22 protein-coding genes are annotated in these 23,643 nt (G+C 60.4%); 11 read left to right on the top strand and 11 right to left on the bottom strand.

The annotated features are described in order from the left end of the window. Positions 1–38: 38 nt before the first annotated feature. The 3 genes from AB4N41_RS24350 to AB4N41_RS24360 all read right to left on the bottom strand — a co-directional run bounded on the left by AB4N41_RS24350 (position 39) and on the right by AB4N41_RS24360 (position 2,813). Positions 39–824 (bottom strand): DeoR/GlpR family DNA-binding transcription regulator, encoded by a 786-nt coding sequence (locus tag AB4N41_RS24350; RefSeq protein WP_252876516.1) that lies wholly within the window; start codon positions 822–824, stop codon positions 39–41. A gap of 380 nt (positions 825–1,204) precedes the next feature. Then, positions 1,205–2,224 (bottom strand): AbrB family transcriptional regulator, encoded by a 1,020-nt coding sequence (locus tag AB4N41_RS24355; protein ID WP_252876517.1) that lies wholly within the window; start codon positions 2,222–2,224, stop codon positions 1,205–1,207. A 166-nt stretch (positions 2,225–2,390) separates the two neighbouring features. Next, positions 2,391–2,813, bottom strand: coding sequence for an HD domain-containing protein (locus tag AB4N41_RS24360; RefSeq protein ID WP_252876518.1), 423 nt, complete (start codon positions 2,811–2,813; stop codon positions 2,391–2,393). A 157-nt stretch (positions 2,814–2,970) separates the two neighbouring features. Here AB4N41_RS24360 and AB4N41_RS24365 point away from each other — a divergent pair, with 157 nt between their 5' ends. Continuing rightward, complete coding sequence (locus AB4N41_RS24365) at positions 2,971–3,402, top strand: hypothetical protein (RefSeq protein ID WP_252876519.1); 432 nt, start codon at positions 2,971–2,973, stop codon at positions 3,400–3,402. Positions 3,403–3,472: 70 nt separating this feature from the next. Here the strand turns inward: AB4N41_RS24365 and AB4N41_RS24370 are convergent, their stop codons facing one another. The 5 genes from AB4N41_RS24370 to AB4N41_RS24390 form a co-directional block, all read right to left on the bottom strand. Then, complete coding sequence (locus tag AB4N41_RS24370) at positions 3,473–3,757, bottom strand: hypothetical protein (protein ID WP_252876520.1); 285 nt, start codon at positions 3,755–3,757, stop codon at positions 3,473–3,475. 141 nt (positions 3,758–3,898) lie between these two features. Then, positions 3,899–4,447 (bottom strand): cupin domain-containing protein, encoded by a 549-nt coding sequence (locus AB4N41_RS24375; RefSeq protein ID WP_011333561.1) that lies wholly within the window; start codon positions 4,445–4,447, stop codon positions 3,899–3,901. Between the two features lie 348 nt (positions 4,448–4,795). Further along, on the bottom strand, positions 4,796–6,079 hold the full coding sequence (locus AB4N41_RS24380; RefSeq protein ID WP_024013330.1) for an NAD(P)/FAD-dependent oxidoreductase: 1,284 nt from the start codon (positions 6,077–6,079) through the stop codon (positions 4,796–4,798). Between the two features lie 49 nt (positions 6,080–6,128). Next, entirely contained in the window at positions 6,129–7,619 is a 1,491-nt protein-coding gene (locus tag AB4N41_RS24385) for an aldehyde dehydrogenase (RefSeq protein WP_150634997.1), read from the bottom strand. A gap of 254 nt (positions 7,620–7,873) precedes the next feature. Beyond that, on the bottom strand, positions 7,874–9,250 hold the full coding sequence (locus AB4N41_RS24390) for a glutamine synthetase family protein (RefSeq protein WP_007918694.1): 1,377 nt from the start codon (positions 9,248–9,250) through the stop codon (positions 7,874–7,876). Positions 9,251–9,532: 282 nt separating this feature from the next. Here AB4N41_RS24390 and AB4N41_RS24395 point away from each other — a divergent pair, with 282 nt between their 5' ends. The 5 genes from AB4N41_RS24395 to AB4N41_RS24415 all read left to right on the top strand — a co-directional run bounded on the left by AB4N41_RS24395 (position 9,533) and on the right by AB4N41_RS24415 (position 14,881). Then, a complete protein-coding gene (locus tag AB4N41_RS24395; RefSeq protein WP_252876521.1) occupies positions 9,533–10,294 on the top strand; it encodes a gamma-glutamyl-gamma-aminobutyrate hydrolase family protein in 762 nt (253 codons plus the stop codon). Positions 10,295–10,665: 371 nt separating this feature from the next. Next, positions 10,666–11,808: a polyamine ABC transporter ATP-binding protein gene (gene potA / locus AB4N41_RS24400; protein ID WP_042609314.1), complete on the top strand. Its 1,143-nt coding sequence runs from the start codon at positions 10,666–10,668 to the stop codon at positions 11,806–11,808. Beyond that, complete coding sequence (locus AB4N41_RS24405) at positions 11,805–12,719, top strand: ABC transporter permease subunit (RefSeq protein ID WP_024013334.1); 915 nt, start codon at positions 11,805–11,807, stop codon at positions 12,717–12,719. Before potA ends, AB4N41_RS24405 begins: the two co-directional genes overlap by 4 nt. Continuing rightward, a complete protein-coding gene (locus AB4N41_RS24410) occupies positions 12,716–13,588 on the top strand; it encodes an ABC transporter permease subunit (RefSeq protein ID WP_252876523.1) in 873 nt (290 codons plus the stop codon). The genes AB4N41_RS24405 and AB4N41_RS24410 overlap by 4 nt, the downstream gene beginning before the upstream one ends. 195 nt (positions 13,589–13,783) lie before the next feature. Then, positions 13,784–14,881, top strand: coding sequence for a polyamine ABC transporter substrate-binding protein (locus AB4N41_RS24415; protein ID WP_016775183.1), 1,098 nt, complete (start codon positions 13,784–13,786; stop codon positions 14,879–14,881). Between the two features lie 258 nt (positions 14,882–15,139). Here the strand turns inward: AB4N41_RS24415 and thpR are convergent, their stop codons facing one another. Further along, positions 15,140–15,679 (bottom strand): RNA 2',3'-cyclic phosphodiesterase, encoded by a 540-nt coding sequence (gene thpR / locus AB4N41_RS24420; RefSeq protein WP_252876524.1) that lies wholly within the window; start codon positions 15,677–15,679, stop codon positions 15,140–15,142. A 107-nt stretch (positions 15,680–15,786) separates the two neighbouring features. Between thpR and AB4N41_RS24425 the strand changes: the two genes are divergently transcribed. Then, entirely contained in the window at positions 15,787–15,981 is a 195-nt protein-coding gene (locus tag AB4N41_RS24425) for a hypothetical protein (protein ID WP_024013337.1), read from the top strand. A gap of 125 nt (positions 15,982–16,106) precedes the next feature. Here AB4N41_RS24425 and AB4N41_RS24430 read toward each other — a convergent pair whose 3' ends face one another. Continuing rightward, the gene (locus AB4N41_RS24430; protein ID WP_071172839.1) at positions 16,107–17,249 is read right to left on the bottom strand and encodes an HlyD family secretion protein; all 1,143 of its coding nucleotides are present in this window, start codon (positions 17,247–17,249) and stop codon (positions 16,107–16,109) included. Then, positions 17,246–18,901 carry an MFS transporter gene (locus AB4N41_RS24435; RefSeq protein ID WP_056789076.1) on the bottom strand — a complete coding sequence of 552 codons (1,656 nt, stop codon included), beginning with the start codon at positions 18,899–18,901 and terminating at the stop codon, positions 17,246–17,248. The genes AB4N41_RS24430 and AB4N41_RS24435 overlap by 4 nt, the downstream gene beginning before the upstream one ends. Positions 18,902–19,210: 309 nt before the next feature. Between AB4N41_RS24435 and AB4N41_RS24440 the strand changes: the two genes are divergently transcribed. From AB4N41_RS24440 to AB4N41_RS24455, 4 genes are all read left to right on the top strand, one after another. Further along, positions 19,211–20,506, top strand: coding sequence for an OprD family porin (locus AB4N41_RS24440; RefSeq protein ID WP_130899229.1), 1,296 nt, complete (start codon positions 19,211–19,213; stop codon positions 20,504–20,506). A gap of 272 nt (positions 20,507–20,778) precedes the next feature. Next, positions 20,779–21,603, top strand: coding sequence for an NAD-dependent epimerase/dehydratase family protein (locus AB4N41_RS24445; RefSeq protein ID WP_252876525.1), 825 nt, complete (start codon positions 20,779–20,781; stop codon positions 21,601–21,603). 44 nt (positions 21,604–21,647) lie between these two features. Then, complete coding sequence (locus tag AB4N41_RS24450) at positions 21,648–22,541, top strand: SMP-30/gluconolactonase/LRE family protein (RefSeq protein WP_252876526.1); 894 nt, start codon at positions 21,648–21,650, stop codon at positions 22,539–22,541. 61 nt (positions 22,542–22,602) lie between these two features. Continuing rightward, on the top strand, positions 22,603–23,577 hold the full coding sequence (locus tag AB4N41_RS24455; protein ID WP_150634991.1) for a TRAP transporter substrate-binding protein: 975 nt from the start codon (positions 22,603–22,605) through the stop codon (positions 23,575–23,577). Positions 23,578–23,643: the final 66 nt, after the last annotated feature.

Genomic DNA, 23,643 nt, shown 5'->3' on the forward strand with positions numbered 1-23,643 from the left:
GCCTGCTCGCGAAGAGGCCCTCAAACCCCACACAAAATTCAATCCGGCAACTGCTCCACCACAATCCCCAACCGCCGATAATCCTCGACATTCCCCGACCCGGGATGCCGCTCGGTAATCATCGTATGCAGGCGCGTACACGGCGCCACCACAAACGGCTCCACCGCGCCCAATTTGTCCGCCGTGGTCACCGCAATCACCCGCGTCGCGCTGTCGAGCATCGCCTGTTTGATCGGCACTTCATCGAAATGCAGCGAGGTGATCCCGACCTCGGGATGAATCGCGCACACCCCGGTAATCGCCAGATCCGCCTTGATCCCCGCCAGCAGTCGCAGCGCTTCCTGACCACTGGCCGACATCGAATGCGGATTCAATTCACCGCCCGCCAGAATCACTTTCACGCACTTGTATTCGGACAAGGCAATCGCCGTCAGTGGGGAAGCGGTCACGGCGGTGATGCGGATATCGGACGGTAACGCGCGCGCCACCTGCAAGGTGGTCGAGCCGGAATCGAACAGCACAATCTGCCCATCCTCGATGTGCTGGGCCGCCAATTGCGCCAGGCGCACCTTGACCTCGTCGGTCTCATCCAGACGGGTGAAGTAATCCTTGCCCGAGTCCTTCGGTCGCGGCAACGCCCCGCCATGCACGCGCTGCACCAGCCCGGCGTTGTCCAGTTCGGCAAGGTCGCGGCGGATGGTGTCTTCGGACACTGCGAAATGCTGGCTCAGCTCGGAGGCCATGACCTTGCCGTCACGTTCGAGAAGCAAAAGAATTTTCTGCCGACGCAGGGACGGAAGTTCAGCGATGGAGTGATCGTGCATGGTTGTGCCTGTTTGTGCTTGTAGTTGCAGGTTTCAGCGACACTAGCGAAAGTCTCGGGCAAATACAAACGCAGCGGCTATCAATGCTTTCGATCATTGCAATCAACACGGCGAATTTTTTCTTTGCGTTGCGCCTGTTCACAATGGCCCCACTCTTAAAAGCTGAGGATGAACAGCCCATGAATCTCAATTTCGCCTTCGCATGCATGATTGTCGTCTCGTTCGCGGTTGCCTTGGGCCACGCCTGATAGCGCGGCAAACCGAGGTCAGCAACTGCTCACGAAGCCGTTTATGCGCAGCCGCCGCCCTGGGGGAAAGGGCTGGGCTGAGAGGGATGGATCTGAATGACACGCCGCATCGCCAGGCGGCACTGGCTTGCTTCAAGTTTCCTGGCGCACCCGCCTGACCTGCACCAACAACGCCGGGGCAAAATGCAGCAGCACCATCCGGCTCAGATGATGCGTCAGGATAAACACCACATTCAGCCCGCCGCCAAACGCGACAATCGCAATCGTCTCGATCGCGCCCGGCATGTACGCCAGCCAAAGGGACAGCGGATCACCGCCCAGCCAGCGCGCAGCCACCTCGGCAAACACCGCTGCAACGACGATCATCAAACCCACCGAGACCAACGCCGTGCGCCCATGCCGCGCCAGCTCTGCGATGCCGAGTCCCTGAAAACGTGAGCCGATGCGCACGCCGAGAATCAGTGCGGCCAGGTTCAGGCTCCACTCCGGCATGTGAAAACCGTGCAGCCATCCCGACTTCACAAATACAGCGGTGATGATGATCGCAGTGAGCATGAACGGCGCCGGGACGCCGATCAGCAACAACAGGCGGCCGAGCAATACGCTCAAAGCGATGACTGAGCATGCGGTCAGCGCCATGCCTGTGGTCAACGGATCGCTGGCGACTTCAGCCACCGCTGCTTGCCCGGGAATGAGCAAACTCACCAATACGGTGATCAACAGCAGCCGCATCAGATGCACGATGATGACTTTGCTCGAAGCCTTTTCCGACTCGAGCAAATCGAACACTGCGGCCAATGCGCCGGGATACACCGCCAGCAGTGCATCGGTGCGATTCCATCCGGCACCGCGTGTCAGCCACCATCCGGCGAGTGCAATTTGTACGGTCAGGCAGATCAGCAACACGCCAAGGCTGGGCAGCATCGTCGTCGCCGTTTCGCTGTCCCATGCTTCGAACATCAGCCCGGTGGCGATGCCCAGCGTGACCTGGATGTAGCCCAAGCCATAAGGAGTTGCCGGGGCGATGCCGGTTTTGCTGGCAAACAACGCGGTAACGACAATCGAGCCGAGCAGCAAGCCGTGAGGCACGCCTTCAAACTGCAACAACGCGCCGAAACCGGCAGCAAGCAACAAGCACACAATGGATTTCATGGTTCGCCTTCCTGGCTATTTATCTGACACACCACCAGTCCCTGGTAGGAGCTGCCGAAGGCTGCGATCTTTTGGGACGCAGAGCGTCCCCGGCTGCATTCCCACGCAGAGCGTGGGAACGATCGGATCGCAGCCTTCGGCAGCTCCTACAGGGGGATTTGCATTCCTATGCGCGAAGGCGTGCAATCGCCCGCCGGTATTTTTCGATCCGCTCCAGATCCTCCCAACTCGGCGAGGCGATCCGCGAGATATCGCTGTTCTCTTCCAGATCCGCCAGCTTCACCACCCGGCCGATCGGGTTTTGCGCGGCGCGGTCGACAAAATCCTCGTAGGACTCACCGGACACTTTGGTCACCGCCGCAATCGCCGCCAGCACCTCTTCGCTGAATCCTTCCCCGCGCAAATCATCCAGACTCACCCCACAATCCTCGACCACATCGTGCAGCACAGCGACGATCCGTTCTTCCAGCGTGTGCATGCGCAACATGACTTTCAGCGGATGCAGAATGTACGGCGCCCCGCCCTTGTCCACCTGCCCGGTGTGGGCAGTGGCGGCAATGGCGATAGCGCGTTCCAGAGTTTGGGCCATGGGAATCGAATCCTGCGCTGAATGTTTCTGATTGTTGCGCAGTGTACGCGAAGATGGCGCAGCGCAAAGCCGATTGAACCTTGCCCGCCCTCGCCACCTCGAAACCAGACAAGCGCCAAATCCGATCAGACGCGGCGCCATTGGAGAGGAATTGCCGATGAAAACCCGACTGCTGCTCCTGATCGCCACATTCGCCATCATCCCCACCTGCGTCATGGCCGAAGGCTGCGACGTCCAGACCCGCTCCTCCAGCGCCTCGGTGCCGGCGATGGAAACCCACAGCTGCTACGAGTACGACGGCATGCCCGTGGACTCCATCAACTGGTCCTGCAGCAACGAAAGCAAGGACACCCTCAACGCCACCAAGAAGAAAGTCCAACGCTGCGACGACCACTACCAAGCCACCTGCACCGCTCGCCTCACCCAGGAATCCCTCGCCAACCCGCACTCGACCAGCAAAGACAAAAGCGCCAAACCGCTGAACATGCCCGACAACGCCAAAGTCACCACGTATTACTACAACGGTGAGCACTTGGCGCAGGCGAAGATTGATTGCGAAAACAGTGGCGGGAACTGGAAGGCTAAATAGTCTCGGTTATCGAGGATTGCCTGACAGAGAGCCCGGCTTGATGCCGGGCTTGCTGCATCTGCAAACAGCTTCAACCTTCACCTGCACCGCTGCTCGTGCCGCTGTCGTTCGATTGCTTCGAACCACTGGGCTTGGAACCCGAAGGTGTAGAGCCGTCATTGTTGGTGGTGTTGCCCTGCGTGCCTTTGGGCACGGTGGCGCCATTGGAATGAATGTCTTCCGGCGCACTCGGGTTGGTCTGGCTATTGCCGTCGTTGGCCGTGGGTGCCGGGGTGTCGCTGGCGGCTGTTGCGTAGAGCGAGGTGGTGGATAACAGCGTGGCCAAGGTCAGTGCTGCGAGGTTGGATTTGCGCATGTTTGCGGCTCCTTTGCGGGGGTGAGTTATGCATTGGAAGCGCGTGCGCGGGGAAAATGCGGGAGGGCTGACGAATGGCAGGAACAAGCAACCCGACACCTCGTAAAAGATATCGGGTCAAAAAAACAACGCGTAATCCGATCAGAAATTCGCCGGCGTATTCGCACTAATAATCTCCGCCTCATCCGCCCCGATGTTGCGAAACTTATGCGGCAACGTCGTCGGAAAGTAATAACCATCCCCCGCACTCAACACACTCACCTGCCCGTCCACGGTCAGTTCTACCGTGCCGCGCGTGACCAGCCCGCACTCTTCGCCTTCGGCATGCACGATCGGCTCTTCGCCGGAGCTGGCGCCGGGGGCATATTGTTCGCGGAGCAGGCGCATCTGCCGGCTAGGGACGGAGGCGCCGATGAGCAGCAGACGCAGGCCGTGGCGGCCGAGGTCGGGTTGTTCGTTGGCGCGGAACACGTATTGGTGTTCGCGCGGGGGCTGGTCGAAGGTGAAGAAGTCGGCCAGGGACATCGGTATGCCTTCGAGCAGCTTTTTCAGCGAGCTGACGGAGGGGCTGACGCGGTTCTGTTCGATCAGCGAGATGGTCGCGTTGGTCACGCCGCTACGCCGGGCGAGCTCGCGCTGGGAGAGTTTGTAGCTTTCGCGTACTAGTTTGAGTCGAGAACCCGTATCCATGACAGCCTTATGTTGAGGTACTTAAGGGTAATGGGGGTGGGTGGCGGGTGACGCGCAGGTCGCGCGGATCACGTTGCTCCCGTGTCCCGGAACCGTGAAAGGCGGCTATTAAATCACGTTTGCCGGTGTTGCTCAGCAGGTTCGATGGATGGTGCGGCAAAAGTCCTGTTGGCCTTGGCAATACAGTCACTGTGGGAGCGAGCCTGCTCGCGAAAGCGTAGTGTCTGGCGAATCGATGTCGCCTGATATGGCCTCTTCGCGAGCAGGCTCGCTCCCACAGTGGACATCAGTGCTTTTGCATAAGTGAAAAACCGGCGAGGCCTTTCGGACCGCCGCCGGCAAGGTCAATCAGACGCCGAAGCGGTCGCGCAGGGAGTAGTAGACGGCACCCAGTGCGGTAAGCGGTGCGGAGAAGGTGCGGCCGCCGAGCATCGGCATGTGCGGCAGCGAGGCGAAGGCGTTGAAGCGTTCGGCGTCGCCGCGGATCATTTCCGAGATCAGTTTGCCGGCCAGGTGCGAGCAGGTGACGCCGTGGCCGCTGTAGCCCTGCATGTAGTAGGCATTCTTTTCGATGCGGCCGAATTGCGGCATGCGCGACATGGTCAGCAGGAAGTTGCCGGTCCAGCGGTAGTCGATCTTCACGTCCTTGAGCTGCGGGAAGGTCTTGAGGATCTTCGGCCGGATCAGTTGCTCGATATCGTCCGGCTCCCGCGCGCCATACACCACACCACCACCGTAAAGCAGGCGGTTGTCAGCGGTGAGGCGGTAGTAATCCAGCAGGTAGTTGCAGTCTTCGACGCAATAGTTGTTGGTGATCAGGCTGCGCGCCTGCTGCTCGGTCAGCGGTTCGGTGACGACGATCTGCGAACCACACGGCATGCTTTTCGCGGTGACGCGATTGTCGAGGCCTTGCGGCAGATAAGCGTTGCCGGCGATCAGCAAATATTTGGCGCGGACCAGACCTTTGGCGGTGCGCACGGTGATCGGCTCGCCGTAGGTGATTTCCACCGCCGCCGATTGCTCGTAGATCTTGCCGCCCAAACGCACGATGGCGGCGGCTTCGCCGAGGGCCAAGTTCAATGGATGAACGTGGCCACCCTGCATGTCCAGCAAGCCGCCAACGTAGGCGTCGGAGCCGACTTCGCGACGAATGTCCGCTGCATCGAGCATCTTCAGATTGCGGTTGCCGTAGCGTTCCCAGTTGCGCTTCTGCTCGGCCAGGCCATTGAGCTGTTTCTTGTTCATCGCCGCGAAAATACCGCCCGGGCGGTAGTCGCACTTGATGTCGTAATCCTTGATGCGCGAACGAATGATATCGGCGCCTTCAAAGATCATGCTGCCGAGGATTTCTGCAGTCTTGTCGCCGTAGCGCTCTTCGATGACATCGACGTCGCGGCTATAGGAATTGACCAGTTGCCCGCCGTTGCGCCCGCTGGCGCCGTAGCCGACTTTCGCCGCTTCCAGCACCGTGACTTTGTAGCCGGCTTCGCTGAGGAACAGCGCCGAGGACAGGCCGGTATAACCGGCGCCGATGATGCAGACGTCGCAGTCCAGCGCTTCTTCGAGAATCGGGAAGTCGATGACTTCGTTGCGGGTGGCGGCGTAGTAGCTGTTTACGTGTTGCTGTTTCATAGGTTTCTCCGAGGGCCGCCAACCAGGGGCGGCCGCCGCTGTAAAAGAGTCAGAGCTTGATCCAGGTCGCTTTCAGTTCGGTGTACTTGTCGAACGCATGCAGCGATTTGTCGCGACCGTTGCCCGATTGCTTGAAGCCACCGAATGGCGCGGTCATGTCGCCGCCGTCGTACTGGTTGACCCAGACGCTGCCGGCGCGCAGGCCGCGGGCGAAGGTGTGCGCCTTGCTCAGGTTGCTGGTCCACACCCCGGCGGCGAGGCCGAAGATGCTGTCGTTGGCGATCTGCAGGGCTTCTTCGGCAGTGTCGAAGGTGATCAGCGACAGCACCGGGCCGAAGATTTCTTCTTGGGCGATAGTCATCGCATTGGTCACGCCGTCGAAAATCGCTGGCTGCACGTAGAGGCCGCCGGTTTCTTCGAGGGTGCGTTGGCCGCCGGCAATCAACTCGGCGCCCTGCTCGCGGCCGATGCTGATGTAGCGCAGCACGTTGTCCAGTTGACGCTGGTCGACCACGGCGCCGACGGTGGTCGCCGGATCAAGCGCGTGCCCCGGTTTCCACGCTTGCAGCGCTTCCACCAGCAGCGGAATGAACTGCTCGCGAATCGAGCGCTCGACCAGCAGACGCGAGCCGGCAGTGCAGACTTCGCCCTGGTTGAAGGCGATGGCACTGGCTGCTGCCTGGGCTGCCGCGCGCAGGTCCGGTGCGTCGGCGAACACCACGTTCGGGCTCTTGCCGCCGGCCTCGAGCCAGACGCGTTTCATGTTGCTCTGGCCGGCATAGATCATCAGCTGCTTGGCGATCGCCGTGGAGCCGGTGAAGGCCAGCACGTCGACGTCCATGTGCAACGCCAGCGCCTTGCCGACGGTGTGGCCGTAGCCCGGCAGCACGTTGAACACGCCCTTCGGAATACCCGCCTCCAGCGCCAGTTGCGCGATGCGGATAGCGGTCAGCGGTGATTTTTCCGAAGGCTTGAGGATGAACGAATTACCCGCCGCCAGCGCCGGGGCGAACTTCCAGCTGGCCATGATCAGCGGAAAATTCCATGGCACGATGGCGGCGACCACACCCGAGGGCTCACGGGTGACGAGGCCAAGTTGGTCGTGCGGCGTGGCGGCGACTTCGTCGTAGATCTTGTCGATGGCCTCGGCGCTCCAGCGGATCGCGTTGGCGGTCGCCGGGATGTCGATGCTCATCGAATCGCTGATCGGTTTGCCCATGTCGAGGGTTTCCAGCAGTGCCAGTTCTTCCTGGTGCTGCAGGATCAGATCGGCGAAGCGGATCAGCACGCGCTTGCGCTCGGCCGGGGCTTTTTTCGCCCAGATGCCGGAGTTGAAGGACTGGCGCGCGACTTCGACGGCCAGGTTGGCGTCGGCTTCATCGGTGCTGGCGACGGCAGCAAGAAAGCGGCCGTCGACCGGGCTCAGACATTCGAAAGTGTCGCCGCTGATCGCCGGGCGGTATTCGCCGTTGATGAAGGCGCGGGATTCGATGGACAGAGACTGGAAGCGTTGTTCCCAGTCGTTGCGGGTTGTGGTCATTGTTTTGAGCTCGACAAGGGGGAATTTGGGGGTTGGTCTGGTTGCTTTGTCTGGCCGGGAATCGCTGCCCTCACCCTAGCCCTCTCCCAGAGGGAGAGGGGACCGATCGGGGGATGCCTGGTAACTGCGCCGACCTGAAAAATCTTTGCCGAATCCATCATCGACTGGATCGTTCAGGTCGCCGGATATCTCCAGACGACGCGGTCAGTCCCCTCTCCCTCCGGGAGAGGGTTAGGGTGAGGGGCTTTTGATCTTCAGACCGTATGCAGATACCAGTTGTACTCAAGGTCAGAAATCGAGTTCTCGAACTCGGCCAGCTCGCTTTCCTTGCACGCAACGAACACGTCGATGTACATCGGGTCGATGTAGCGCGCCATGACTTCGCTGTCGTCGAGCTCGCGCAAGGCGTCGCGCAGGTTGTTCGGCAGGCTCTGCTCGTTCTGCTCGTAGCTGTTGCCTTCGACCGGCGCGCCGGGCTCGATCTGGTTGGTAAGCCCGTGGTGGATACCGGCCAGCACCGACGCCATCAGCAGGTACGGGTTGGCATCGGCACCGGCGACGCGGTGCTCGATGCGCACGGCGTCCGCTGAACCGGTCGGCACGCGCACGGCCACGGTGCGGTTGTCGATGCCCCAGCTCGGCGAGTTCGGCACATAGAATTGCGCGCCGAAGCGGCGGTACGAGTTGACGTTCGGGCAGAGGAACGCCATTTGCGCCGGCAGGGTCTCGAGCACACCGCCGATCGCGTGACGCAGTGCGGCGTTCTGCTCGGGATCCTCGCTGGCGAAGATGTTGTTGCCTTCTTTGTCCAGAATCGAAATGTGCACGTGCAAACCATTGCCGGCCTGGCCCGGATACGGCTTGGCCATGAAAGTCGTGTCCATCTCGTGGTCGTAGGCGATGTTCTTCACCAGACGCTTGAGCAGGACCGCGTAATCGCACGCCTTGATCGGGTCGGAGACGTGATGCAGGTTGACTTCGAACTGCGCCGGGGCGCTCTCCTTGACGATGGCATCCGCCGGGATGCCCTGCTCTTTCGCACCTTCAAGGATGTCTTGCAGGCAATCGACGTATTCGTCGAGATCGTCGATCAGGTAAACCTGGGTCGACACCGGACGCTTACCGGATACCGGTGAACGTGGCGATTGCGGACGGCCATTCACGTTGTCCTGGTCGATCAGGTAGAACTCGAGTTCGAACGCCGCGCAGATGGTCAGGCCGAGGTCGTCGAATTTGCGCACAACGTTGGCCAGTACTTCACGCGGGTCGGCGAAGAACGGCTGACCTTCGATCTCGTGCATGGTCATCAGCAGTTGAGCGGTCGGGCGTTTTTGCCACGGCTCGATGCTCAGGGTGCCGGGGATCGGGTAGCAGATGCGATCGGCATCGCCGATATCCAGGCCCAGGCCGGTGCTTTCCACCGTCGAGCCGTTGATGTCCAGCGCAAAGAGCGACGCCGGCAGGTTGATGCCTTTTTCGTACACCTTATGAAGACTGGTGCGTTCGATGCGCTTGCCGCGCACCACACCGTTCATATCCGCAATCAGAAGGTCGACGTACAAAACCTCAGGATATTTCTTAAGGAATGCGTTGGCTTCGTTGAGTTGAACGGTACGCAGAGGGACCGACATGATGCACCTATTTAGCTGTTAATTATTATGTTCACCACCGTGTTGCGCAGCCAGTCAATCCGAAAGGCAAAGTGAAGTCAATAGCGAACACCCTGCCCTGCAGCCTTTATTTTTCGGGCTTTTCTTAACACTCTCGTGCCATATCCGCCGGAAAACCCCGGTAAACCTGAGCGATTTGATGAACGGCGTTTAGAATTTTTTACATGGCAGTTGTTAATTAAAATCAACGAGGCTAAGCTCCGGAAAAGCTCGTTCAAGTGACAGACTTCGAGGTGAATAAAAATGGCATTCAAGCCATTGATCGGCGTTACTGCGTGCGTCAAACAGATTGGCCTGCACCCCTATCACATCAGCGGCGACAAGTACCTACGTGCTGTCAGCGTTGGCGCTCAAGGGTTGCCAGTGGTCATCCCTTCCCTCGGCAATCTGACTGAGATCGAAGACCTGCTCGGTCAACTCGACGGTCTGTTGCTCACCGGCTCACCCTCGAACGTGGAGCCCTTCCACTATCAAGGCGCGGCCAGTGCGCCCGGCACGGATCACGATCCGGCCCGTGACGCCACCACCCTTCCTTTATTGCGTGCAGCCATCGCGGCGGGCGTTCCGGTGCTCGGCATCTGCCGTGGCTTCCAGGAAATGAACGTGGCCTTCGGCGGCAGCCTGCATCAGAAGGTGCACGAGTTGCCCGGCATGCTCGACCACCGTGAAGCCGACAGCCCGGATGTGGCCGTGCAATACGCACCGGCCCATGCGGTCAGTTTGATCGCTGGCGGTGTGTTCGAAGCGCTGGAGCTGCCCGACGAATTTCAGGTCAATTCGATTCACAGCCAAGGCATCGACCGCCTCGCCCCCGGTCTGCGTGCTGAAGCCGTGGCACCGGACGGTTTGATCGAAGCGATCTCGGTCGAGCACAGCCCGACTTTCGCCCTCGGCGTGCAATGGCACCCGGAATGGCAAGTGCTGGACAACCCGAACTACCTGAAGATTTTCCAGGCGTTCGGCGCAGCGTGCCGGCAACGGGCGGCGAAGCGCAGTCAGCGCTGACGCAATCCCAGACTCGATAACAATTTACTGCCCCCACGGCTGGCGGATGTGCATCTGCACATCCGCCAGCCGTGAACCGCAACACCCGTGATAACAACAAGTACGACCCAGGCAGCCAGGACGGCGGCGCCGAACAAGCCGGATCGGTAAGTGCAATACCTGTCAGAACAATGCAAAACCCTGTGGGAGCTGGCTTGCCAGCGATGAGGCCGTCACCTTCAACATTAATGGTGAGTGACCCACCGCCATCGCTGGCAAGCCAGCTCCCACAGGGTATTGCGGCGATTCGACCGGGGCAGCGCTTACAGGCTTGCAATCCACTTAAGCCCGGCCACATTGGCCAGGCACACGACACCTGTTGGGAGTTTCACATGGCAAACGCCTCCAGCACTTACCGCAAGGCACTCGAAGGTCATCAGCAACCGAAAAAGGTGTTGGTGAAAGTCGATCGTGTCACCAAGAAGTTCGACGAAACCGTGGCCGTGGACGATGTGTCCCTGGAGATCCATCAGGGCGAAATCTTCGCGCTGCTGGGCGGTTCCGGTTCGGGCAAATCGACTCTGCTGCGCATGCTCGCCGGTTTCGAGCGGCCGACCGAGGGGCGGATTCTGCTCGATGGCGTGGACATCACCGACATGCCGCCGTACGAGCGGCCGATCAACATGATGTTCCAGTCCTACGCGCTGTTCCCGCACATGACCGTGGCGCAGAACATCGCCTTCGGCCTCAAGCAGGACCGTTTGCCTGCCAGCGAAATCGATGCCCGCGTCGAAGAAATGCTGCGTCTGGTGCACATGACCCAATACGCCAAGCGCCGCCCGCACCAGTTGTCCGGCGGCCAGCGGCAGCGCGTCGCCCTCGCCCGCTCGTTGGCCAAACGGCCGAAACTGTTGCTGCTCGACGAGCCGATGGGCGCGCTGGATAAAAAGCTGCGTTCGCAGATGCAGCTTGAGCTGGTGGAGATCATCGAGCGCGTCGGCGTGACCTGCGTCATGGTCACCCACGACCAGGAAGAAGCCATGACCATGGCCCAGCGCATCGCGATCATGCACCTGGGCTGGATCGCGCAGATCGGCAGCCCGGTGGACATTTATGAAGCGCCGGTCAGCCGCATGGTCTGCGAATTCATCGGCAACGTGAACGCCTTCGACGGCACTGTGGTGGAAGATCTCGAAGGCCACGCCATCATTCACAGCCCCGACTTGCAGCAGAAGATCTATGTCGGTCACGGCGTCAGCACGTCGGTGCAGGACAAATCGATCACCTACGCCATCCGCCCGGAGAAAATGCTCGTCAGCACCTCCCAACCGGAGTTCCGCTACAACTGGTCCGAAGGCAAGGTCCACGACATCGCCTACCTCGGCGGCCATTCGGTGTTCTACGTCGAGCTGCCCGGCGGCAAGATCGTCCAGTCGTTCATGGCCAATGCCGAGCGGCGTGGCGCGCGGCCGACCTGGGACGACAAAGTCTACGTCTGGTGGGAAGACGACAGCGGCGTGGTGCTGCGCTCATGAGAACTTTCAATCAGCAATTCTTGCGCCTGGTGCCCAGCGGACGAAAACTGGTGATCGGCATTCCGTTCATCTGGCTGTTCCTGTTCTTCATGCTGCCGTTCTTTCTGGTGATGAAGATCAGCTTCTCGGAAGCCGCGCTGTCGATCCCGCCGTACTCGGAGATCTACACCTTCGCCGAACAGAAATTCCAGCTGCTGCTGAACATCGGCAACTACACCCTGCTCGGCGAAGACGAGCTGTACCTGTCGGCGTACCTCGGCTCGCTGAAGGTCGCGGCACTGAGCACGCTGATGTGCCTGGTGATCGGTTTCCCGATGGCTTACGCGATCACCAAGACCGGCAAGGAAACGCAAAACGTCCTGCTGCTGTTGATCATGATGCCGACCTGGACGGCGATCCTGATCCGCGTGTATGCGTGGATGGGCATCCTCAGCAACAACGGGTTGCTCAACGGATTTCTGATGTGGACCGGACTCACTGACCACCCGATCGAGATCCTCAACACCAACACTGCCGTCTATATCGGTGTGGTTTACGCCTATCTGCCGTTCATGGTTCTGCCGCTCTACGCCAACCTCGTCAAGCACGACAACAGCCTGCTGGAAGCCGCGCAGGATCTGGGCTCGAGTAACTTCAACAACTTCTGGAAGATCACCGTGCCGCTGGCCAAGAACGGCATCATCGCGGGCTGCATGTTGGTGTTCATTCCAGTGGTCGGCGAGTTCGTGATTCCGGAACTGCTGGGTGGCCCGGAGACGCTGATGATCGGTCGCGTGCTGTGGCAGGAGTTCTTCAATAACCGCGACTGGCCGGTGGCTTCCGCGCTGGCGGTGGTGATGCTGTTGATCCTGATTGTGCCGATTCTGCTGTTCAACCGCAGCCAGGCCAAAGAGATGGAGGCACGGGGATGAAACGCTTCAACTTTTCCAGGTTCATGCTGATCTTCGGCTTGATGTTCATTTATCTGCCGATGCTGATTCTGGTGATCTACTCGTTCAACGCCTCGAAGCTGGTGACGGTGTGGGGTGGCTGGTCAGTGAAGTGGTATGTCGGCCTGCTCGACAACACGCAACTGATGGGCTCGGTGCTGCGCTCGCTGGAGATCGCCTGCTACACCGCGATTGCCGCTGTGGCACTGGGGACGCTGGCGGCGTTCGTGCTGACGCGGGTGACGCGCTTCAAGGGCCGCACGCTGTTTGGTGGTCTGGTGACCGCGCCGTTGGTGATGCCGGAAGTGATCACCGGTCTGTCGCTGTTGCTGCTGTTCGTGGCGATGGCGCAACTGATCGGCTGGCCGCAGGAGCGCGGCATCGTCACCATCTGGATCGCCCACACCACGTTTTGTGCAGCCTATGTCGCGGTGGTAGTCTCCGCGCGCCTTCGCGAGCTGGATCTGTCGATCGAAGAAGCGGCGATGGACCTCGGCGCCAAACCATTCAAAGTGTTTTTCCTGATCACCATTCCCATGATCGCGCCGTCGCTGGCCGCCGGCGGAATGATGTCGTTTGCCTTGTCGCTGGACGATCTGGTGCTGGCGAGTTTCGTTTCCGGGCCGGGCTCGACGACGCTGCCGATGGAAGTGTTCTCGGCGGTGCGCCTGGGCGTTAAACCCGAGATCAACGCCGTGGCCAGCCTGATTCTACTGGCGGTATCGCTGGTGACTTTCCTGGTCTGGTACTTCGGCCGCAAGGCCGAAGCCAATCGCAAACGGGCGATCCAGGAAGCGATGGATCAGACCGCAAACGAGTCGTGGCAACAGCCGGCAACGGCGACTGCCTGAGCAACACCGATGAACAACTGTGGCGAGGGGATTTATCCCCGTTGGGCTGCGAAGCGGCCCCTGCAGTTCTACCTGAAGACTCCGTATTCAGGTTTTGCGACTGCTACGCAGCCGAGCGGGGATAAATCCCCTCGCCACAAGGTTCAAGTGCACCGAGCTTTTGTGTTTTTGAATAAGAAGAAGGGAGTTGTACCGATGAAAATGTTTGGCAGGACTCTGCTGACACTGTCCTTAATGGGCGCAATGGTCATGGGCGCCCAGGCCAACGACAAGGTGCTGCGTGTTTACAACTGGTCCGATTACATCGCGCCGGACACCGTGAAAAAGTTCGAAGACGAGACCGGCATTCGCGTGACCTACGACGTCTTCGACAGCAACGAAACTCTGGAAGCGCGCCTGCTCGCGGGCAAATCCGGCTATGACATCGTCGTGCCGTCGAACAGTTTTCTGGCCAAGCAGATCAAAGCCGGCGTCTACCAGCCGCTGGACAAATCGAAGCTGCCGAACTGGAAGAATCTCAACCCGGTGCTGCTGAAAAACGCCGCCGCCAGTGATCCGGACAATGCCCATGCCTTTCCGTACATGTGGGGCTCGATCGGCATCGGTTTCAACCCGGCGAAGGTCAAGGAAGTGCTCGGCGCCAACGCCCCGACCAACTCCTGGGACTTGCTGTTCAAACCGGAGAACGCGGAAAAACTCAAAGCCTGTGGCATCAGTTTCCTCGATTCGCCGACCGAAATGCTCCCGGCCGCCCTGCACTATCTGGGCTATCCGGTGAACGACAAGGACAAGGCGCACATCGCCGAAGCCGAAGCGCTGTTCATGAAAATCCGCCCGTACGTAGCGTATTTCCATTCCTCGAAATACATCTCCGATCTGGCCAACGGCAACATCTGCGTGGCGGTCGGTTACTCCGGCGATGTCCTGCAGGCCAAGGCCCGCGCGGTGGAATCGGGCAACAAGGTGGTGATCGACTACAGCATTCCCAAGGAAGGCGCCGGCAGTTTCTACGACATGGTCGCCATCCCCCGTGATGCGGCGAACGTCGACAACGCCTACCTGTTCATGGACTTCCTGATGCGCCCGGACATCATCGCCGAAGTCACCAACAGCATCGGCTACAGCAACGCCAACGCAGCGGCCACGCCACTGGTGGACGAAGCGATCCGCAACGAACCGGGCTCGTATCCTTCGCAAGCGGTGATGGCGACTTTGTATGCAGTGCCGGATCAGCCGATTGCCACACAGCGGATCATGACGCGCGGCTGGACGCGGGTGAAGCTCGGTAAATAAGCACACCAGTCAACACTGATAAACCCTGTGGGAGCTGGCTTGCCAGCGATGGCGGTGGGTCAGACAACGATGACGCTAGATGCGCTGGCCCCATCGCTGGCAAGCCAGCTCCCACAGGTTTTCGATCGAATTCGGACATTGCCAGATTTCCGTTCACGCAGCGCCTTACCACCGCTGCATCCTGCTCTGAACGGCCTCACCCGGCTCCCTCGGCTCGGGTGAATTTGCAGGCGCCTTCGGGCGCCTTTTTTTGTCCGTTCAGATCAGCGACCAGTCCTGCACAACTCGATAGCGGCCCTTGTGCGATTCGAATAAGCCGAAGCGTTCAGGGCGCAGGAAAAACTCCGGCGGCGTGCGCGCTTCCGGCTCCGGCGCGCGGTACTCGCGGGCCAGCGTCAAGTGCGGACGGAACTCGTGGGTGGGTTGTTCAAAACCGTACGGCAGCATCGCCTGCTCCAGCGCGTAGACCAGGCGCAACAGCGCCGGCGGTGCCTGCTCGGGCGCCAGCGACAGCACACCGGCGCGATGCCAGACCTGCAAGCGATCCAGCTCAATACGCAACGTTTCGCCCGGAATACGCACACTGCCCGCTGCTTCGCAGACGCCGTGAATCTGCGCCAACGGCACCGCACCGAGGAACAGCAGAGTCAGATGAAAGTTATCCGCCGGCACCGGTTTGCCGCTGCGCAGGCCCAGCTCCGCGCGCCACTGGGCGATTGCCTTGCGCTGCGCCGGCGGGCAATCCAGGGCAAAGAACAGCCGCTTTGCAGGTTCATCCTTGCGCACCCCATCAATCATTGCCCTGCCCCCTTGTTCGTCATGATCACGCCGATTCTACACAGCCTGTGCTGACGACTCGCGACAGGAAGCTATAGTTCAGGGATTGCCATCAACCGGAGGCTGCCATGCGCGAGATCCTCAGCAAAGAACCCTGGTGGGCCCGGCCACCACATCCCGGACAGGACGAAAGCGAACTGGAATGGGGCTGGCTGGTGCATTACAGCGAAGGCGAACCGCGCTTCGAATTCGTTCGCGAGAGGCCCAGCGACGAGCAGATCCGCAACCGCAAAAGTTGCCGGGTCACTCCCTCGCCCGAATGAATAGAGCCCGTGGGCACTAATCCTGTGGAAGCGAGCCTGCTCGCGAAAGCGGTGTGTCAGATAAAGAAATGTTACTGATACGACGCTTTCGCGAGCAGGCTCGCTCCCACAGGGTTAGGCATTGATCAGTGGGGTTGGGTGTCGCCGGCGGCGGTGTCGATGCTGACAACCACTGACATCCCCGGCCGCAAGCGTTCTTCTTCCTGCTGATCGGGATCGATGGTGATGCGCACCGGCACGCGCTGGGCGATCTTGACGAAGTTGCCGGTGGCGTTGTCGGCCTGCAGCAAGGCAAATTCCGAGCCGGTGCCCGGCGAAATATGCTGCACATGGCCGGTGAATCTGCGGTGGTTCAAGGCGTCGACGGTGAAGCGCACCGGTTGCCCGACACGTACGTTGGCCATCTGGGTTTCCTTCATGTTGGCGATCACCCATTTCTGGTCCGGGACCAACGCCATCAACTGCGCGCCGGAGTTGACGTAGGCGCCGAGGCGCACGCCGATCTGCCCGAGCTGGCCGTCGCGCGGGGCGACAATCCGCGTGTTCGACAGATCGATGCGTGCCAGTTGCACCGCCGCTTCGGCACTGGCCACGGCGGCCTCCAGCGAGCCGCGATTGACGATCACCGTTTGCAGATCCTGCCGGGCGATTTCCAGATTGGCCTTGGCCTGCGCCACAGAAGCCGTGCTCTGCGCGTTGGCAGCAAGGGTCACGTCGAACTCGCGCTTGGACACCGAGCCGTCGCGCACCAGTTCCTGATTACGCCGCAGATCGGCCTCGCTCTTGCGCAACTGCGCCTGGCTGTCGGCCAACACTGCCTGGCGCAATTTGATCGTCGCTTCAGCGCTGTTGCGTTGCTGCACGACGTTGGCCAGCCCGGCCTTCTGCACCGCCAGTTGTGCCAGGGACTGGTCGAGGCGTTGCTGATAAATGCGGTCGTCCAGACGCACCAGCAGATCCCCGGCCTTGACGTACTGGAAGTCCTGCACCGGCACCTCGAACACATAGCCGCTGAGCTGCGGGCCGATGATCGTCACCTGCCCGCGCACCAAGGCGTTTTCGGTGGTTTCGACCGCACTGCTGAACGGCGGCAGTTGCCACGCATACAGCACGATCAGGACACCCACGATGGCGATTGCGGCAAAGCCCAGCGAAGATATGATCCGCACCCGCAGCGAACGCGGCGCAGTGTTCGGCGACGATGGCGGCGCTTCCCCTTCAGGCGTGGCGGCGATGGCATTGGTGGTTGTGGTGGTCGGTTCGGTCATGAAGAAGTGGCACCGCTGGGTGGTACGGAAGGTGTCGGTTCAATGGCTTTGGTGGTGCTCATCAGCCACAACGCGCGAATCGAAAGCCAGATCATGGTCAGGACGGCAATGACCGCGATCAGCATGAAGACATCGTTATAGGCCAGCACGTTCGCTTCGCGTGTCGCCGCATTGGCGAGGCTGCGCATGCCGGCCAGATTGCGCAGGCTCGGGTCCGCCAGCAAACCGCCGTAGGCTGAGCCGCCGCTCTGCACCCGCGCCGCCACCAACGGATCGGACATCACCAGATGATCGACGATGTGGCTGGAATGGTACTTCTCCCGCACGATCTGAAAAGTGCCAAGCAACGCCGCGCCGAGCAGCCCGCCGAGGTTGTTGCAGATCCCGAACAGCACGGAAAAACTCACCAGGTTGCGCGGATTGGTCAGCACGTTGCGCGTGCCGAAGACCATGGTCGGGCCGAGAAAAAACGTACTGCCGAATGCCAGCAGGAACTGGCTGAAGTAGAGATTTTGCGGGCGGGTCAGGTTGTTGGAAAAACTGTCCATCACCGAACCGGTGGCCATCAGCGCCAGCGAGATGATCAACGGCATCAGCAAGTGTTTGGGGTCGATGGTCAACGCGCTGGTGGCAAGCCCGGCGATACTGCCGATCAGCATCACCACGTACAGACTGTGCAACTGCTCATAGCCCATGTTGAGGTTCTGCATGAACCCCACGGCGCCGGTGGATTGCTCCGAGGTGACCATGCGAATCAGGGTCACCGCCAGCGCCAGGCGAATCATCGTTCCGCTGCCCAGCCAGCGGGTCATCAGCATCGGGTTGCTGCGGTTGTGCTCGATGGCCAGGCCCATGATGATCAGCGCGATCGAACAGGCCAGCGCCACGCCGATCCAGTCCGCCTCCAGCCACCAGTCGATGCGCCCCAGCGACAGCACCGCGCACAACAACGCCACACCGGTAGCGAGGATGGCGAAGGTGAGGAAATCGAGTTTTTCAAAGGTCTTGAAGCGGTCACCGGGCGGCAACTTCAGCAGCAAGACACAGCCGAGTGACAGCAGGGCCATGCCCAATTCGAACAGGTACAGACCGCGCCATTCGGCGATCTGCAACAGGTCTTCGGAGAACAGCCGCGCCAGCGGCAACGCCAATTGCGACGTGCCGAGGCCGAGCACCAGCGCTTTGAGCCGCCACTTCGCCGGGAACGCCTGGACCATGTAATACAGACCCAGCGAGCTCAGCGCCGCACCGACCATGCCGTGGGCAGCCCGCACCGCCACTGCCGAGTTGAGATCGTTGACGAACAAATGGCCGAAGGTCACCAGCGCATACAGCACCAGAAACACTTCGGTGAACGCGCGCAAGCCGAATTGCTGGCGAAACTTCACCAGCAGCAGGTTCATCGACACGTTGGTCATCACATACGCCGCCGGCAACCAAGCCATTTCCGCCGTGGTCGCGCCGAGCGAGCCTTGCAGGTAAGGCAGGTTGGCAACCACCAGCGAGTTGCCTAATCCACCGGTCACCGCCACCAGCACGCCAACCGCCGCATAAGCCAAGCGCTTGGGCGTGGAGTGCAACGGGGTCGATGGGGAACCGGGCAGGCTGGGCTTTTCGTGGGGTTGCCAGTTGCGCGGGGCGTATTTATCCATGGATCGGCCTGGTGCTGGGGGTAGAGGAAGTTTGCCGCAATTTGACGGGCAATACACGACTCGACGGACACCAAGGAACCCGGTGGGAGCGAGCCTGCTCGCGAAAGCGCTGTGTCAGTCGACAACTCCATTGAAGGAAAGTCCGCATTCGCGAGCAGGCTCGCTCCCACATGGGTTCGGCGTCGCATGGGAGGTCATCGTATAACTTCCAGTTGACAATCCCCGAAAATCTGGGAAATATCCGCATCGATGTTGTACGACGACGTATGACAAATAATAAAAACAACAAACGATCCAGGGAGCGTCACAGTGAGCCCACTCGCCCGCAATTCCGTCCGCCCTTCACGTTTTGCTCATTTCAAACCGCGTTCGACCCTGAGCCTGATCGGTTGCAGCAGCCTCGCTCTGGCCCTGCCGATGAGCGCCGATGCCGAAGGCTTTCTCGACGACAGCAAAGCCACGCTGAACCTGCGCAACGCCTACTTCAACCGCAACTTCGTCAACCCGGCCTATCCGCAGGGCAAGGCTGAAGAGTGGACACAGAGCTTCATTCTCGACGCCAAATCCGGCTTCACCCAAGGCACCGTCGGCTTCGGCCTCGATGTGCTCGGGCTGTATTCGCAGAAGCTCGATGGCGGCAAAGGCACTGGCGGCACGCAACTGTTGCCGATCCATGATGACGGGCGCCCGGCCGACAATTTCGGTCGCCTCGGCGTGGCGCTGAAAGCCAAAGTCTCGAAGACCGAATTGAAGGTCGGCGAATGGATGCCGGTATTGCCGATCCTGCGTTCCGACGATGGCCGCTCCCTGCCGCAGACCTTTCGCGGCGGCCAGATCACGTCCACCGAGATCAACGGCCTGACCGTTTACGGCGGCCAGTTCCGTGGCAACAGCCCGCGCAATGACGCGAGCATGGAAGACATGTCGATGAACGGCCGCGGTGCTTTCACCTCCGATCGCTTCAACTTCGGCGGCGGCGAATACACCTTCAACGAAAAACGCACGATGGTCGGCGTGTGGTACGCCGAGCTCACCGACATCTATCAGCAGCAGTATTTCAACCTCAGCCACAGCCAGCCGATGGGCGACTGGACGCTGGGCGCCAACCTCGGTTTCTTCACCGGCAAGGAAGACGGCAGCGCTCAGGCCGGCGACCTCGACAACAAGACCGCGTTCGCCCTGCTCTCGGCGAAATATGGTGGCAACACCTTCTACGTCGGCCTGCAGAAACTCACCGGCGACGATGCCTGGATGCGCGTCAACGGCACCAGCGGCGGCACCCTGGCCAACGACAGTTACAACGCCAGTTATGACAACGCCAAAGAGCGCTCCTGGCAGGTGCGTCACGACTACAACTTCGTTGCGCTGGGCGTGCCTGGCCTGACCCTGATGAACCGCTATATCAGCGGCGATAACGTGCACACCGCCACCACCAACGACGGCAAGGAATGGGGCCGCGAATCGGAACTGGCCTACACCGTGCAGAGCGGCCCGCTGAAGAACCTCAACGTGAAATGGCGCAACGCGACCATTCGCCGGGACTTCAGCACCAACGAATTTGACGAGAACCGGATCTTTATCAGCTATCCGATTTCGTTGTTGTAACGGTTGGCGGTTTGCCCTGTGGGAGCGAGCCTGCTCGCGAAAGCGCCGGACCAGTCGACTTGTTCTGACTGGCACACCGCCTTCGCGAGCAGGCTCGCTCCCACAAGGGGATTGCATTGCAAGGCAGGTATCGGGTGTTGAAAAAATGAATCGCCCCTTCCGTCATCTACACCAAAAGTCGCGTTGACAAGATCCGGAAACCCTACCGATACTTCAGCGCAGTCATACGACAACCTACAACAAACCTAATAACAATGTGTTCAGGGATTGCCATGACGTCTATTTCTACCCCCCGCGCTCCTTTCAATCGCCTGCTGCTGACCGGTGCCGCCGGCGGCCTGGGCAAAGTGTTGCGCGAACGCCTGCGCCCTTACGCCAATGTGCTGCGCCTGTCCGACATTGCCGCCCTCGCCCCGGCCGTCGATGAACACGAAGAAGTCGTGCTCTGCGACCTCGCCGACAAGCAAGCCGTGCATCAACTGGTCGAAGGGGTCGATGCGATCCTGCATTTTGGCGGCGTCTCGGTCGAGCGGCCGTTCGAAGAAATCCTCGGCGCCAACATCTGTGGCGTGTTCCACATTTACGAAGCGGCGCGCAAACACGGTGTGAAGCGGGTGATCTTCGCCAGCTCCAACCACGTCATCGGTTTCTACAAACAGGACCAACAGCTCGACGCCACTTCGGCGCGTCGTCCCGACGGTTACTACGGCTTGTCCAAGTCCTACGGCGAAGACATGGCCAGTTTCTATTTTGATCGCTACGGCATCGAAACCGTCAGCATCCGCATCGGTTCCTCGTTCCCCGAGCCGCAGAACCGCCGGATGATGCACACCTGGCTGAGCTTCGACGACCTCACGCAACTGCTCGAACGCTCGCTGTACACACCAAACGTCGGCCACACCGTGGTCTACGGCATGTCCGCCAACAAAGACGTCTGGTGGGACAACCGCTACGCCAGCCACCTCGGTTTCGAAGCCAAGGACACCTCGGAAATCTTCCGCGACAAGGTCGAAGCACAACCGATGCCAGCCGACGATGATCCGGCGCGGATCTATCAGGGCGGCGCCTTCGTCGCAGCAGGCCCGTTTGGCGATTGATCGCTCGACTTGATCCCCCTCCAATAAAAACCAAGGGAATGAGTATGCAAGCCGAATTGATCGTCGACGCCCGCAACGCGGTCGGTGAAAGCCCGGTCTGGGTGCCGCAGGAAAACGCTCTGTACTGGGTCGATATTCCCAACGGCGGGCTGCAACGCTGGAGCGCTGACAGCGGGCATGTTGCCTCGTGGAAGGCCCCGGAAATGCTCGCCTGCATCACCCGCCACCGCAGTGGCGGCTGGGTCGCCGGCATGGAAAGCGGCTTCTTTCGCCTGCACCCGCACAGCGACGGCAGCCTCGACAGCGAATTGCTCGCGACTGTCGAGCACAGCCGCGCGGACATGCGCCTCAACGACGGTCGCTGTGATCGCCAAGGTCGTTTCTGGGCGGGCAGCATGGTGCTGAATATGGGCCAGAACGCGCCTGAAGGCCGGCTCTATCGCTACGGCGCCGGGCAGACTGGCGTGATCGAAGCGCAGCTGGATGGCTTCATCGTACCCAACGGCCTCGCCTTCAGCCCCGACGGCAAAACCATGTACCTGTCGGATTCGCACCCCAACGTGCAACTGATCTGGGCCTTCGATTACGACACCGAGACCGGCACGCCATCGAATCGCCGAATCTTCGTCGACATGAATCATTTCCCCGGCCGCCCCGATGGCGCTGCCGTGGATGCCGAAGGCTGTTACTGGATCTGCGCCAACGACGCCGGCCTGATCCACCGCTTCGCCCCGGATGGCCGACTGGATTTCTCGCTGGAAGTACCGGTGAAGAAACCGACCATGTGCGCTTTCGGCGGCAGCAACCTGGATACCTTGTTTGTCGCCTCGATTCGCCCCGGCGATGACCACGACCCGCAATCCCTGGCCGGCGGCGTGTTCGCCCTGAAGCCAGGCGTCAAGGGCCTCGCCGAACCGCAATTCAACGATTTGCTTTAGACCCTCTGCTGCACCGCTGCGCCTTGAACACAAAAATAACAAGACTGGAGACTCACCCCTCATGAACTTCAAACGCACCTTGCTCGCCGCTGCACTTCCGCTGATGTTTACCTTTGCAGGTGGCGCTCAGGCAGATATGAAACTCAAATTCGCTGATATTCATCCAGACGGTTACCCAACTGTGGTGGCCGAAAAGAGCATGGGCAAAACGCTTGAAAAGGAAACCAACGGCGAGCTGACGTTCCAGTACTTCCCGGGCGGAGTGCTCGGTTCCGAGAAGGAAGTCATCGAGCAGATGCAAGTCGGCGCGATACAGATGTCCCGGGTCAGCCTGGGTATCGTCGGCCCCGTGGTGCCGGATGTGAACGTGTTCAACATGCCGTTCATTTTCCGGGACCAGCAACACATGCGTAACGTCATCGATGGCCCGGTGGGCGATGAGATTCTCGACAAGATCACCAACTCCGAATTCAAATTGGTGGCCCTGGCGTGGATGGACGGCGGCACGCGCAACATCTACACCAAGAAACCGGTGCGCAAGCTCGAAGACCTCAAGGGCATGAAAATCCGCGTACAAGGCAACCCGATGTTCATCGACATGATGAACGCCATGGGCGGTAACGGCATCGCCATGGACACCGGCGAAATCTTCAGCGCCCTGCAAACCGGCGTGATCGACGGCGCGGAAAACAACCCGCCGACCCTGCTCGAACACAACCACTTCCAGAACGCCAAGTTCTACAGCCTGACCGGTCACCTGATCCTGCCAGAGCCGATCGTGATGTCGAAAATCACCTGGGAAAGACTCACTCCGGATCAACAGAAGATGGTGAAAACGGCGGCCAAAGCTGCCCAGGCTGAAGAACGCGTGTTGTGGGACAAGAAGTCCGCCGCCAGTGAAGAAAAACTCAAGGCCGCCGGCGTCGAGTTCATCACCGTTGACAAGAAACCCTTCTACGACGCCACCGCTCCGGTACGTGAAAAGTACGGTGCGAAGTACGCAGATCTGATCAAAAAGATCGAAGCCGTTCAGTAACACCTCCCGCTCCGTACTCATGAAAAAGGCCCGGCGCGCCAGCGGTTCAGGCGCGCCCGGTTACGG

This window comes from Pseudomonas sp. S2_A10 (assembly GCF_054668465.1).